The following is a 12,859-nucleotide window of genomic DNA, read 5'->3' on the forward strand; positions in this document are numbered from 1 at the left end:
TGCCACACCGATGCCTTTACCCTCTCCGGTGCCGACCCGGAGGGCAACTTCCCGGCGGTGCTGGGCCACGAGGGGGCCGGCGTCGTCCAGGAGGTGGGCGAGGGCGTCACCAGCGTCAAGCCCGGCGATCACGTCATCCCGCTCTATACCGCCGAGTGCGGCCAGTGCAAGTTCTGCCTCTCGGGCAAGACCAACCTGTGCAGCGCGGTGCGCGCCACCCAGGGCAAGGGCGTGATGCCGGATGGCACCTCGCGCTTCTCGCTGGACGGCCAGATGCTGCACCACTACATGGGCACCTCCACCTTCAGCGAGTACACGGGGCTGCCCGAGGTCTCGCTGGCCGTGGTCTCCAAGGCGGCGCCGATGGACAAGATCTGCCTGCTGGGCTGCGGCGTGACCACCGGCATCGGCGCGGTGATGAACACCGCCAAGGTGGAGCCGGGCAGTACCGTCGCCGTCTTCGGCCTGGGCGCCATCGGCCTGGCGGTGATCCAGGGCGCGGTGATGGCCAAGGCCGCGCGGATCATCGCCATCGACGTCAACCCGGAGAAGTTCAAACTGGCCGAGCAGTTCGGCGCCACCGACTTCGTCAATCCCAAGGAGTACAGCGACCCCATCCAGCAGGTGATCGTCGACCTGACCGATGGCGGCGTCGACTACTCCTTCGAGTGCATCGGCAACGTCAACGTCATGCGCTCGGCGCTGGAGTGCTGCCACAAGGGCTGGGGCGAGTCGGTGATCATCGGCGTGGCCGGCGCCGGCGAGGAGATCAGCACGCGGCCGTTCCAACTGGTCACCGGGCGGGTCTGGAAGGGCTCCGCCTTCGGCGGGGTGAAGGGGCGGACCGAGCTGCCGGGCTACGTGGAGCGCTACATGAACGGCGAGATCAACATCGACGACTTCATCACCCACGACATGCCCTTCGAGAAGATCAACGAAGCCTTCGAGCTGCTGCACCGCGGCGAGAGCATCCGCACCGTCCTGCACTACTGAGCCATCGATCAGGAGCCTGACACCATGACCATGACCGAACACCTCGAACTGGTCTCGGCCAACAAGAGCTTCGGTGGCTGGCACAAGCGCTATCGCCACCGCTCCCGGGCACTGGACTGCGAGATGACCTTCTCCATCTACCTGCCGCCCCAGGCCGAGGCCGGTCGGGTACCGCTGCTGTGGTGGCTCTCCGGGCTGACCTGCACCGACGAGAACTTCATGCAGAAGGCCGGCGCCCATCGGGTTGCCGCCGAGCTCGGCATCGCCATCGTCTGTCCGGATACCAGCCCGCGGGGCACCGACCTGCCGGGCGAGGATGACAGCTACGACTTCGGCAGCGGCGCCGGCTTCTACGTCAATGCCACCCGGGAGCCCTGGAAGAAGCACTATCGCATGTATGACTACGTGGCCGAGGAGCTGCCCTCGGTGGTGCGCCAGCACTTCCCGGTCAACGGCCGAGAGTCGATCAGCGGCCACTCCATGGGCGGACACGGTGCCCTGGTGATGGCCCTGCGCCGTCCCGGGCACTACCGCTCGGTATCGGCCTTCGCGCCGGTCGTCAATCCCAGCGAGTGCCCCTGGGGGCAGAAGGCCTTCTCCGGCTACCTGGGGGAGGACCGCGGCCTCTGGACCCAGTACGATGCCTGCGAACTGGTGGCCCGCGGGGCCTCGAGCCAGCCGTTGTTCATCGACCAGGGCGAGGCCGACGACTTCCTCGAGGAGCAGCTCTGCCCCGAGCGGCTCGAGGCGGTATGCGCCGAGCATGACCACCCGCTGACCCTGCGGCGCCAGCCGGGCTATGACCACAGCTACTTCTTCATCGCCACCTTCATCGAGGAGCACCTGCGCTACCACGCCGAACGACTGAACAAGCGCTGAGCGGGCGCATGCCCGCACCAGGATGACAGGCTGCCTCCCTTCGGGGGGGCAGCGTCGTTATACTGGCGGCATTCACCGAGCGGCGAGGGGAGCCCATGGCCGAGCGAGACACGCAATGAGGGAGTGGCGGCAGCGGGCCTGGCGGGTGCTGTGGCGTACCCTGCTGGGCTTCGTGGTGTGTTCCCTGGTGCTGGTGCTGCTGCTTCGCGTGGTGCCGGTGTTCGGCTCCATGGTGATGGTGGAGCGCAAGGTCCAGTCCTGGATCGCCGGGGAATCCCTCGACATCCGCCACCAGTGGCAGCCCTGGCAACGCCTCTCCGACCACGCCAAGCTGGCGGTGATCGCCGCCGAGGACCAGCGCTTCCCGCTCCATCACGGCTTCGATCTGGGCGAGATGCGCCGCGCCTGGGAGGCCAGCCGCAACGGGGGGCGCCTGCGCGGGGCCAGCACCATCAGCCAGCAGACCGCCAAGAACCTCTTCCTGTGGACCGGGCGCAGCTGGGTGCGCAAGGGGCTGGAGGCCTGGTTCACCCTGCTGATCGAGGGGCTGTGGCCCAAGCAGCGCATCCTCGAGGTCTACCTCAACATCGTCGAGTGGGACAGCGGGGTGTTCGGCCTCGAGGCCGCCTCACGCCACTACTTCGGCGTCGCCGCCGGCCAGCTCAGCGAGGCCCAGGCCAGCCGGCTGGCGGCGATCCTGCCCGACCCCCGCGGCCGTGATGCGGCGCGCCCCGGCCCCCAGGTGGAGCGGCGCAGCGCCTGGATCCGCCAGCAGATGCGCAACCTCGGCGGCACCGGCTATCTCGAGCGGCTCTGAGGGCTGCCGGGCCCGCTTCTCACCACCAGCACCACGCCGGCGATGGCGATGGCCATGCCGGCAAGCGACAAGGGCGGCAGGCGCTCGTCGAACAGCCACCACGCCTCCAGCGCCGTCACCGGCGGGACCAGATAGAAGAGGCTGGCCACCCGCGACGCCTCGCCGCGCTTGATCAGTGCCATCAGCAGCAGGATGGCGGAGATGGAGAGCACCAGCACCAGCCAGGCCAGGGTCAGCAGGAAGGTGGGCGCCCAGTCGATCTCCCTGGTCTCGAACAGCAGGGCGCCCAGGCCCAGCAGCGTCCCGGCACCGAGATACTGCACCACGGTGCCGGAGAGCAGCGGCATGCCGGTGCAGAACCGCTTCTGGTAGAGGGTGCCCAGCGAGATGCCGACCAGCGCCACCGTTACGCTGGCCAGCGCCCCGAGACCGAACCCCTGGAACAGCATCTCGCCCGGGTCGAGCTTGCCGCCCAGCACCAGGGCGATGCCGACGAGCCCCATCACCAGTCCCAGCCACTGGAGGCGCCCCAGCCGCTCGCCCAGCAGGGGACCGGCAAGCCCGGCGGTCAGCAGTGGCTGCAGCCCCACCAGCAGTGCGGCCAGGCCCGCCGGCATGCCCTGGTAGATGCCGTAGAAGACGCCGCCCAGGTAGGCCCCGTGGACCAGCAGGCCGGAGATGGCGATATGCCCCCACAGCCGGGGCCCCTGTGGCCAGCCCGCTCGCAGCAGCACGACCAGCGGGACCAGCAGGGCCAGGGTCAGCACGAAGCGCACGAACAGGAAGGTGAAGGGCTCGGCATGGGGCAGGCCGAACTTGGCGCCGATGAAGCCGGTGCTCCACAGCGCCACGAAGAGGATGGGCATGGCAGCCAGCCAGGCCTGGCGGTGACGTTCCGATGTCATGGCAAAGGGCTTCCAGGGTCAGGGGGTGGGGGCATCATCGCGGCCCGTGGCACGGGATGCCACCTTCGCGGCTCGTGCTTTGGTAGTAGACGCGGCGACGCCGGAAAATTGGTAAGACCATGATTTTGCCTGAATAGACAGGATCTTGCCACGCGTGAACGCTTGGTCTGACCAATGTCCGACGGCGGCTTGCGTTGAAAGTCGCTATTGGCCGGGGGGCGGCTTTTCGCTAGCTTTCGCCATGGAAGACGTTTCCAGATATATGGAATCTTCCCTGAGGCCCATAAGGATAGCGGGCCCTGCGTGCCGGTCGGTCGCCAGAACGAGCAGGCACGCGAGATGGCGCAGGGAGGAAAACAACAAGATCCCGTTGATGCCCGCTCATATGAGTGCGGGCTCGCGACCCAACCAGGAGTCCATGCCATGCAAGACGACAAGCAGCCGTCAAGCATCTCTTCCGTCGACAACGACAACACGAAAGTCCTCAAGGAGTTCAAGACCCCGAGCCGGCGTAACTTCCTGAAGGCCGCGGCCGTCGGGTCGGCGGCGGCCGTGGCGGCCCCCTGGATCGGCAACGTCCAGGCGCAGGAGGGCATCCGCATCCGCATGCAGTCCTCCTGGCAGCCGGGTACCGTCGGCTACCGCACCTTCGAGGCCTGGGCCAAGGGCGTCGCCGAGGCGACCAGCGGCGAGGTCAACATCGAGCCCTTCCCCGCCGGGGCCGTGGCCGGTGCCTTCGAGGTCGCCGATGCCGTGCGCAACAACGTGCTCGATGGCCAGAACTGGTTCACCGTCTACTGGGCCGGCAAGATGCCGGCCGGCGTGTTCCTCACCGCCTTCCCCATGGGCCTGTCGCTGCCCCACCAGTGGGACATGATGTTTGGCGCCTACGGTGGCTTCGACATCGCCAAGGACCTCTACCGCAAGCAGGGCCAGGAACTGCTGGGCTATGTCCACCATGACCTGAACCTGATCCACTCCAAGAAGCCGCTGCGCAGCTTCGATGACTTCGACGGTATCAAGCTCCGCATGCCCGGGGGCATCGTCGCCGAGACCTTCGCCGCCGTGGGCGCCCGGACCACCCTGCTGCCGGGTTCCGAGGTCTATCCGGCCCTGGAGAAGGGCACCATCGATGCCGCCGACTTCACCGGTGCCGCGGTCAACTACGAGCTGGGCTTCTGGCAGGTGGCCGACTACATCATCATGGGGCCGCCCTCCACGCCCTGCCTGCACCAGTCTGTCGACCTCATGGACATCGCCGTCAGCCGTCGCATCTTCGAGCGGATGTCCTCCCAGACCCAGGACCTGATGCACGACCTGGTGGCGGCCTACTCCCGCGAGCACTATGCGGCGATCCAGAAGGCCAACGCCGAGGCCTGGCCCAAGTACCGCGAGAAGGGTGTGGAGATCATCCACCTCAGCGAGGAGGACGCCACCCGCTTCCGCGAGGTCGCCATCCCGCTGTGGTTCAAGTGGGCCAACAAGGACCCGGATGCAGCGCGGCTCTTCAAGGTGCATCTCGACACCATGATGGACCCCGCGGTGGCGCTGATCACCGAGGACGACATCAAGGACTACGAACTCAACGTCTGACCCGTCTGCTCGACCACTCCGGGTGTTGTGGGCCGAGGGCCGCAGCGCCCGGTTTGCATAGGGCACAACTCTCAATCCCGCATCCCGTCGGCTCGATGATCCGTCACCATCGCCGGGAGGCGATGGTATCGCGGAGGAGTTTCCATGAATCTTGAGATCAATTTCGTTCTGCCGCACTGGCTCTACTGGGCGGTACTGTTCTTCCTGCCCCTCGTGGTGATGTTGCTCGTCGACCGCAGCTTCCGCCGCGGCGGCACCATCAGCGGCGGTGACACCGCCGAGATCCCCGCCGGCGAGGCCGCCGAGGTCGCCTACCAGCCCCCCGGCAACCTGTTCACCGCCGTTATCGATCGCATTTCCGGGTTCTTCGGCCGCTACGTGGCCTACTGGGCGCTGATCGCCCCCTTCGTCTTCGCCTACGAAGTGCTGATGCGCTATGCCTTCAACTCGCCGACCAACTGGGCCCACGAATCGATGACCCTGATGTTCGGCATGCAGTACCTGATCGCCGGGGCCTTCGCCCTGCGCGAGGGCGGGCACGTGCGCGTGGACATCCTCTACACGCGGGCCAGGCCGGTGAACAAGGCGGCGCTGGACCTGCTGACCTCGGTGTTCTTCTTCATCTTCACCCTCGCCCTGCTGGTGACCGGATGGAAGTTCTTCTCACAATCGGTGAGCGACCGCTTCTTCTTCGGCTCAAGCTACGCCAACGAGACCTCCTTCACCGAGTGGGCGATACAGTTCTACCCGGTGAAGTTCATGCTCTTCTTCGGCGCGCTGCTGCTGCTGCTCCAGGGCATCGCCCAGCTGATCCGCGACTTCCAGGCCTTCCGGCACCATCGTCGGATGCATGACGGCAGCCGCACCTTCTCCACCCTGCTGGTCGCGGCGGGGGCCATCCTGGCGGCGTGGACCCTGTTCGAGATGGTCAACATCGCCACCACCGACTACGAGAGCCTGGCGGGCAGCCTCGAGGGAGCCCTGGCCAACGTGGGCATCGGTGGCCTGACCCTGGTGATGTTCGGCACCCTGATGGTGGTGCTGGTGGCGGGCCTGCCCCTGGCCTTCGTCACCGGCGGCCTGGGGGTCTGCTTCCTCTACCTGGTCGGCACCCAGGACATGCTCAACCTGATGCCCTCGCGCATCTTCCCGATGATGACCAACTACCAGCTCTCGGCCATCCCGCTGTTCATCTTCATGGCCTCGGTGCTGGAGAAGGCGGGCATCATCGAGGAGCTGTTCGACGTCGTCTACAAGTGGATGGGCGGCCTCAAGGCGGGCCTGGCCATCGCCACCGTCATCGCCTCCACGCTGCTGGCCGCCATGGTGGGCGTGATCGGGGCCGCGGTGGTGACCATGGGCCTGATCGCCCTGCCGGCGATGCTCAAGCGTAACTACGACCCGGAGATCGCCATCGGTTCGATCATGGCCGGCGGCACCCTGGGTATCCTGATCCCGCCGTCGATACTCGCCATCATCTACGGCGTCATTGCCCAGCAGTCGGTGGGCGAGCTCTACCTGGGCTCGCTGATCCCCGGCCTGCTGCTGGCCTTCATGTACGGCTTCTACTGCTGGATGCGCGGCACCCTGAACGTCAAGATGGCGCCGCCGATGCCGGTCGAGGACCGGGTCGACATGAAGGAGAAGCTGCGCTTGCTGCGCAATATGCTGGCACCGATCGTCCTGGTGGTACTGGTGCTGGGCATCATCTTCACCGGCATCGCCACCCCGGTGGAGGCGGCCGGCATCGGTACCTTCGGCGCCCTGGTGGTGGCCGCGATGCACAAGCGCCTCACCTGGCCCAACCTGCATGCCGCCTGCATGACCACTCTGGTCGCCTCGGCGATGGTGATGTGGATCATCTTCGGTGCCAGCATCTTCGTCGGCTTCTATATCCTGCAGGGCGGCCAGACCTTCGTGCAGGAGCTGATCTCCGGCGCGGGCCTCGGCCCCTATGCGGTGCTGGCCCTGATGATGGTGCTGCTGGTGGCCCTGGGCATGTTCCTCGACTGGGTGGGCATCCTGCTGCTGGCGGTGCCGATCTTCGTGCCGCTGATCAAGGGTCTCACCTTCGACGGCGTGTTCGGCCTGCCCGGCGTCGACCCTGCCGATGTCTCGCTGTGGTTCGGCGTCATCTACCTGGTCAACATGCAGATGTCCTTCCTCAGCCCGCCGTTCGGCTATGCGCTCTTCTACATCAAGGGCGTCTGTCCGCCGCATATCACCATGGCGCAGATCTTCCGCTCCTCCTTCCCCTTCCTGGGGATCCAGGCGGTGGGACTGCTGCTGGTGATCCTCTTCCCGGCGCTGGTGACCTGGCTGCCGAACCTGGCCTATGGCTGATGCCAGGAGCTCGCCCCGGCAAGCCACCAGAGGCGCTCCCTGCGGGGAGCGCCTTTTCGTGGGTGCGCCAGGCATGGCGCGCAGCGCCTGACTGGCGCTGTTCCCGAGGGAGGTGCCTCGGGATGACTTGGGGGTGAAAGTCCCCTGCACGCCCGGCAAGGGGAAGTGCTAGCCGACGGCAAGGGTGTCTCCCGCGAGGGGGAATCTGAAGGCAGCCCGAGGCAAAACGCTGGCCTGACGAACAGGAAGCGGATACGAGGCGGCATGGCGGGGTGAGATGGCCCAACTCATCAAAGCCCGATACTTGCACGGAACGCCATGACGTATATCCGACAGGCATAAGCGGGAAGGTCGCGCGTCTTACCCTGGGAGGTCTGGTGGTCTGCCACGGTGCTACCGGCGTCGAGAGGCGACGGGAGGGGCTACCAGACGTCAGCCGAGGCCATAGTAAGTGCCGGTTCACCGCGGCACCAAGGGCCGAACATGAAGAACCGCGAGTAGGCGATGACGTCTCGAGGATCGATCATGAAGACAGAGCCTGGTCCTGACACGGCCACTCACCCAGAGGGGCAGGGGCGGAACCCTGAGTCCCGGCCGGTGGGCGTCGAGACGGTCCCGGCGTCGTCATCGTGGACAAAAGCGGAGCCCGCCCCGCTCATGGAGGCCGTGGTAGAGAAGGCCAACATGGCGCGGGCTTACCGTAGGGTGGTCGCCAACAAGGGCGCACCGGGTGCCGATGGCATGACGGTGCAGCAGTTGGCGGATCACCTGAAACAGCACTGGCCGACGCTGCGTGAGCGGCTGCTGGCCGGCGAGTACCATCCCAGCCCGATCCGAGCCGTCGAGATTCCCAAGCCCAAGGGCGGGACACGACAGCTCGGCATCCCAACGGTCACCGACCGGCTGATCCAGCAGGCACTGCTGCAGGTGCTGACGCCGATCTTCGATCCGGGTTTCTCCGCATCGAGCTACGGTTATCGCCCCAAGCGCAGCGCCCAGCAGGCCGTCTCGGCCATGAAGGCCCACGTCACTGCCGGCTACCGCTGGGTGGTCGACCTCGACCTGGCCGCCTTCTTCGACCGGGTCAACCATGACCTGCTGATGGCGCGGATCGCGCGTCGCGTCCGCGACAAGCGGGTGCTACGCCTGATCCGTCGCTACCTGGAAGCCGGCATGTTCCAGGACGGCCTGGCCGCGCCACGCCGACAGGGGACGCCCCAGGGCGGGCCACTGAGCCCGCTGCTGGCCAATATCTTGTTGGACGACGTGGACAAGGAACTGGAACGTCGCGGCCACCGCTTCTGCCGCTACGCCGATGATATGCAGGTGTATGTCAGGAGTCGGCGGGCGGGCGAGCGCGTCATGGCCAGCTTGAGTGATTTTCTCGAGAGCTCGCTCAGGCTCACGGTCAATCGTGACAAGAGCGCGGTGGACCGGCCATGGCGTCGGGGATATCTGGGCTATACGCTGACCCGGCATAAGCAGGCACGGCTGACCATCGCCAAGGCCAGCCTGCAACGCCTGATGCTGCGTGTCCGTGAGATCCTCAGACGCGGAAGAGGGCGCAACATACGGCGAGTGATCGACGAACTGACCCCGGTCCTTCGGGGCTGGGCCAGCTACTTCGCCCTCGTCGACGTGAAGCGCCCGCTGGAAGCGCTAGATCAATGGGTACGCCGCCGACTGCGTTGCTTGATCTGGCGGCAATGGAAACGTCCGGCGACTCGGCGCCGCAAGCTTCTGGCGCTGGGTCTGGACGACCAGCGTGCCTGGAAATCAGCGGGGAATGGGCGAGGCCCTTGGTGGAATGCAGGCGCGCTGCATATGCGCCATGCCTTGCCTAACCGCTGGTTCCGTCAGCAGGGAATGGTCTCGGTACTAGAGACGGTAAGAGGGCTTAGTCGTTCTTCATGAACCGCCGTGGTACGGAACCGTATGCCCGGTGGTGTGAGAGGACGGGGAGGCGACTCCCCCTCCTACTTGATGCATGGGAATATCCCTAAGTTTTACATTTGGTTACGAGATAGTCTGAACTCGCGCTTCCGGGGGGCGTCACAGGGGGGCACATTCACAACGCAACACCCTGGAGGTATTCATGCAACGGATGACTGCTCTGTTCTCGGCCGCACTTCTCTCTCTCGGTATGGCTGCCGCCGTGCAGGCTCAGGAAACCCAGCAGAGCCAGGACCCGGCCGCTGCGGAACAGCCGCAGGCCCAGGCGCCGGCCCAGGACTTCTCCGATGAGCAACTGCAGCAGTTTGCCGACGCCTCCCAGGAGATCGCCGTGATCTCCCAGGAGTACACCGAGGAGCTGCAGGCGGCAGAGGATGAGCAAGCCCAGCAGGAAGTGCGCATGGAAGCCAACGACAAGATGGTCGAAGTGGTCGAGGACAGCGGTCTCGACGTGGATACCTTCAACGCCATTGGCCAGGCCATCCAGCAAGACCCGGAGATGATGCAGCGCGTGCAGGAAATGGCCGAGTCCTAAGCACGGGCAGATCCCCGCCGACTCGATCGGCAGACGAGGGCCACCCTACGGGGTGGCCCTCTTCGTGTCTGTCGCTCGTCCCTGTCCTCTTTACAGCCCCGTGCGGCCATTCCAGACTGGTGCCATACATGTAACGGGCGGGAGCGTGACGCATGGACGTGGAACTGCTTGAGATCCGCCAGCACCTGGGGCGCTTCCCCCCTTTCGAGGGGCTCTCCGACGAGTTGCTCGACGAGGTGGCAGGCAGCGTGGAGGTGGCCTACTTCAAGGCCGGCAGCGATATCCTGGTGCTCGATCAGGAGGTCCATGAGTTCTGCTACATCCGCAGCGGCGCCGTGGAGGTCTATCGCCGCGGCGGCGAACTCTACAATCGCCTCGGCGAGGGCGATATCTTCGGCCACTTCAGCCTGCTGCGGAATCATCGCACCCGCTTCCCGGCCCGGGCCATGGAAGACTGCCTGATCTACTTCATCCCCGAGTCCGCCTTCCAGCGGCTCTGCGAGGCCGACGACAACTTCGCCGACTTCGTCGAGCTCGAGCGGCCGCGCCTGGAGTCGACGGTCAAGGAGCAGAAGAAGAACAGCGACATGATGATCACCCGGGTGCGCAAGCTGCTGACCCGCTACCCGGTGATGGTCGAGGCCAGCACCACGGTGCAGGAGGCCGCCCGCCAGATCACCGAGTTCGGCGCCTCGGCGGTGCTGGTGCTCGACGCCCCCGGCGATACCCCTCGCTACACCTTCCGCGACAGCGAGGATCGCCACTGGCAGGTGCGAGGCATCCTCACCGACAGCGACTTCCGCAAGCATGTGGTGGCCGAGGGGCGCTCCCCCGAGACGCCGGTGGGGGAGGTGATCGGTCCCCGTCTGATCGCCATCCAGTCCGATGAGTCGGTGCACGAGGCGATGTTGTGCATGCTGCGCAACAATATCCATCACCTGCCGGTGATGCACCGTCGCCACCCGGTGGGGATCGTGCATCTTTCCGACATCATCCGCTACGAGACTGGCAGCAGCCTCTACCTGGTGAGCAACATCTTCCACCAGTCCAGCGTCGATGGCCTGGCGCGGTTGGCGCCCGACGTGCGTGCCGCCTTCGTGCGCATGGTCGAGGAGGGCGCCGACTCGCGCATGGTGGGCAGCGCGCTCTCCACCATCGGGCGCAGCTTCACGCGCCGGCTGCTGGAACTGGCCGAGGAGGAGCTGGGCCCCCCGCCGGTGAGCTACTGCTTCATGGCGCTGGGCTCCATGGCGCGCAACGAGCAGTCCATCGTCACCGACCAGGACAATGCCCTGGTGCTCGCCGACGACTTCGACCCCGAGCGCCACGATGCCTACTTCCTGGCGCTGGCCCAGCGCGTCAGCGACGGCCTGGATGCCTGCGGCTACCCCTACTGCAAGGGCGACATCATGGCCACCAACGACCGCTGGCGCCAGCCCCTGTCGGTATGGAAGCAGTACTTCCGTGACTGGATCGATCACCCCTCCCCGGAGCGTCTGCTGCACAGCTCGATCTTCTTCGACCTGGACGCCGTGCACGGCGAGAATGCCTTCGTCGAGCAGCTCCAGGACCTGGTGGCCAGCCGGGCCCACAAGAGCCCGCTGTTCCTGGCCGCCATGGCGCGCAATGCACTGAACCGCACTCCGCCGCTGGGCTTCTTCCGGACCTTCGTGATGGAAAAGGACGGCAAGCACAACAATTCCATCAACCTCAAGCGCCGCGGCACCGCGCCGATGACGGACCTGATCCGGGTGCATGCCCTGGCCTGCGGGTCGCGGGCCCAGAACAGCTTCGCGCGGCTCGACGACATCGACCGGACCCAGCTGCTGGCGCCGGGGGTGAGCCAGAAGCTGCGCTATGCCCTCGAGTTCCTCTCGATGTCGCGGATCCGCCATCACGTGATCGATATCGAGCACGAGCGGGCACCGGACAACAACATCGAGCCGGAGAACGTCTCCGACACCGAGCGCCACAACCTCAAGGATGCCTTCCAGGTGTTGAGCAACGCCCAGAAGTTCCTCAAGTTCCGCTACCCCATGCCGTCGCGCTCCCGGTCTCGCTGAGGTGGCCATGATCCGCCTGCGTCCGCGAATGTCTCCGCCGACCCCGGGCTGGCCGGAGTACCTGGCCGGCCGGGCCGAGACGGCCAGGGACCCGCGACTGGCCCGCTATTTCGCCGCCGGGCTACCGGGCCCCGAGACCCCCATCGGCGAGGCGCCGATGGTGGCCCTGGACATGGAGACGACCGGACTGGACGAGCGGCGCCATGCCATCGTCAGCATCGGCGTGGTGCCCTTCACCCTGGGGCGTATCGCCCTGTCACGGCGACGCTACTGGGTCGTGCGCCCCTCGCGCCCGCTGAGCGAGGAGTCGGTGACCTTCCATCACATCACCCACGCCGACATCGCCCGGGCTCCGGACCTCGGCGAGATCCTCGACGAGTTGCTCGAGGCCCTGACGGGGCGCCTGGTGGTGGTCCACTACCGGCATATCGAGCGGCCCTTCCTGAACGCCGCACTGAAGGCGCGGCTGGGGGAGGGCGTGATGTTCCCGGTCATCGATACCATGTCGCTGGAGGCGCGCATCCACCGCCAGTCGCTGCTGGCCCGCTTCAAGCGCTGGATCGGCAGGCCGCCGGCCTCCATCCGCCTCTACGACAGCCGCGCGCGCTACGGCCTGCCCGTCTATGCGGGGCACCATGCGCTTATCGACGCCCTGGCCACCGCCGAGCTGCTGCAGGCCCAGGTGGCGAGCCACTATAGCCCGACGACCCCGGTGGGCGAGCTCTGGAGCTGAGACCCTGCCCGACAGGGGAGTCCCCCACGCGAAAAGGCGGCCCAC

General features: G+C 66.4%; 10 protein-coding genes. 9 read left to right on the plus strand and 1 reads right to left on the minus strand.

The window, feature by feature from the left end; all coding sequences use genetic code 11:
• From QLQ86_RS07520 to mtgA, 3 genes are all read left to right on the plus strand, one after another.
• On the plus strand, positions 1-993 hold a 993-nt coding region (locus QLQ86_RS07520), incomplete at its 5' end, for an S-(hydroxymethyl)glutathione dehydrogenase/class III alcohol dehydrogenase (protein WP_282816432.1).
• A gap of 24 nt (positions 994-1,017) precedes the next feature.
• The gene (gene fghA / locus QLQ86_RS07525; RefSeq protein ID WP_282816433.1) at positions 1,018-1,872 is read left to right on the plus strand and encodes an S-formylglutathione hydrolase; all 855 of its coding nucleotides are present in this window, start codon (positions 1,018-1,020) and stop codon (positions 1,870-1,872) included.
• A gap of 115 nt (positions 1,873-1,987) precedes the next feature.
• A complete protein-coding gene (mtgA, locus tag QLQ86_RS07530) occupies positions 1,988-2,689 on the plus strand; it encodes a monofunctional biosynthetic peptidoglycan transglycosylase (RefSeq protein WP_282733579.1) in 702 nt (233 codons plus the stop codon).
• Here the strand turns inward: mtgA and QLQ86_RS07535 are convergent.
• The gene (locus tag QLQ86_RS07535) at positions 2,671-3,594 is read right to left on the minus strand and encodes a DMT family transporter (RefSeq protein ID WP_282816434.1); all 924 of its coding nucleotides are present in this window, start codon (positions 3,592-3,594) and stop codon (positions 2,671-2,673) included. The two genes, mtgA and QLQ86_RS07535, sit on opposite strands and share 19 nt — an antisense overlap.
• 423 nt (positions 3,595-4,017) lie before the next feature.
• Between QLQ86_RS07535 and dctP the strand changes: the two genes are divergently transcribed.
• The 6 genes from dctP to QLQ86_RS07565 all read left to right on the plus strand — a co-directional run bounded on the left by dctP (position 4,018) and on the right by QLQ86_RS07565 (position 12,814).
• Positions 4,018-5,187: a TRAP transporter substrate-binding protein DctP gene (gene dctP, locus QLQ86_RS07540; RefSeq protein WP_282733577.1), complete on the plus strand. Its 1,170-nt coding sequence runs from the start codon at positions 4,018-4,020 to the stop codon at positions 5,185-5,187.
• 144 nt (positions 5,188-5,331) lie between these two features.
• Entirely contained in the window at positions 5,332-7,530 is a 2,199-nt protein-coding gene (locus QLQ86_RS07545; protein WP_282816435.1) for a TRAP transporter large permease subunit, read from the plus strand.
• A gap of 657 nt (positions 7,531-8,187) precedes the next feature.
• The gene (gene ltrA / locus QLQ86_RS07550; protein ID WP_282816436.1) at positions 8,188-9,444 is read left to right on the plus strand and encodes a group II intron reverse transcriptase/maturase; all 1,257 of its coding nucleotides are present in this window, start codon (positions 8,188-8,190) and stop codon (positions 9,442-9,444) included.
• A gap of 181 nt (positions 9,445-9,625) precedes the next feature.
• On the plus strand, positions 9,626-10,018 hold the full coding sequence (locus tag QLQ86_RS07555; protein WP_282733575.1) for a DUF4168 domain-containing protein: 393 nt from the start codon (positions 9,626-9,628) through the stop codon (positions 10,016-10,018).
• A gap of 152 nt (positions 10,019-10,170) precedes the next feature.
• Positions 10,171-12,081: a DUF294 nucleotidyltransferase-like domain-containing protein gene (locus QLQ86_RS07560; protein ID WP_282733574.1), complete on the plus strand. Its 1,911-nt coding sequence runs from the start codon at positions 10,171-10,173 to the stop codon at positions 12,079-12,081.
• A 7-nt stretch (positions 12,082-12,088) separates the two neighbouring features.
• Complete coding sequence (locus QLQ86_RS07565) at positions 12,089-12,814, plus strand: 3'-5' exonuclease (RefSeq protein ID WP_282733573.1); 726 nt, start codon at positions 12,089-12,091, stop codon at positions 12,812-12,814.
• The last annotated feature ends 45 nt before the right edge of the window (positions 12,815-12,859 follow it).

The sequence above is a fragment of the Halomonas rhizosphaerae genome (assembly GCF_030012485.1).
GTDB classification, from domain to species: domain Bacteria; phylum Pseudomonadota; class Gammaproteobacteria; order Pseudomonadales; family Halomonadaceae; genus Halomonas; species Halomonas rhizosphaerae.

Excerpts from the sequence above, each read along its gene's own strand:
- ltrA (WP_282816436.1), top strand. The coding sequence starts at position 8,188 with ATGGAGGCCGTGGTAGAGAAGGCCAACATGGCGCGGGCTTACCGTAGG.
- mtgA (WP_282733579.1), top strand. The coding sequence starts at position 1,988 with ATGAGGGAGTGGCGGCAGCGGGCCTGGCGGGTGCTGTGGCGTACCCTG.
- QLQ86_RS07555 (WP_282733575.1), top strand. The coding sequence starts at position 9,626 with ATGCAACGGATGACTGCTCTGTTCTCGGCCGCACTTCTCTCTCTCGGT.
- QLQ86_RS07535 (WP_282816434.1), bottom strand. The coding sequence starts at position 3,594 with ATGACATCGGAACGTCACCGCCAGGCCTGGCTGGCTGCCATGCCCATC.
- QLQ86_RS07560 (WP_282733574.1), top strand. The coding sequence starts at position 10,171 with ATGGACGTGGAACTGCTTGAGATCCGCCAGCACCTGGGGCGCTTCCCC.
- fghA (WP_282816433.1), top strand. The coding sequence starts at position 1,018 with ATGACCATGACCGAACACCTCGAACTGGTCTCGGCCAACAAGAGCTTC.
- dctP (WP_282733577.1), top strand. The coding sequence starts at position 4,018 with ATGCAAGACGACAAGCAGCCGTCAAGCATCTCTTCCGTCGACAACGAC.
- QLQ86_RS07545 (WP_282816435.1), top strand. The coding sequence starts at position 5,332 with ATGAATCTTGAGATCAATTTCGTTCTGCCGCACTGGCTCTACTGGGCG.
- QLQ86_RS07565 (WP_282733573.1), top strand. The coding sequence starts at position 12,089 with ATGATCCGCCTGCGTCCGCGAATGTCTCCGCCGACCCCGGGCTGGCCG.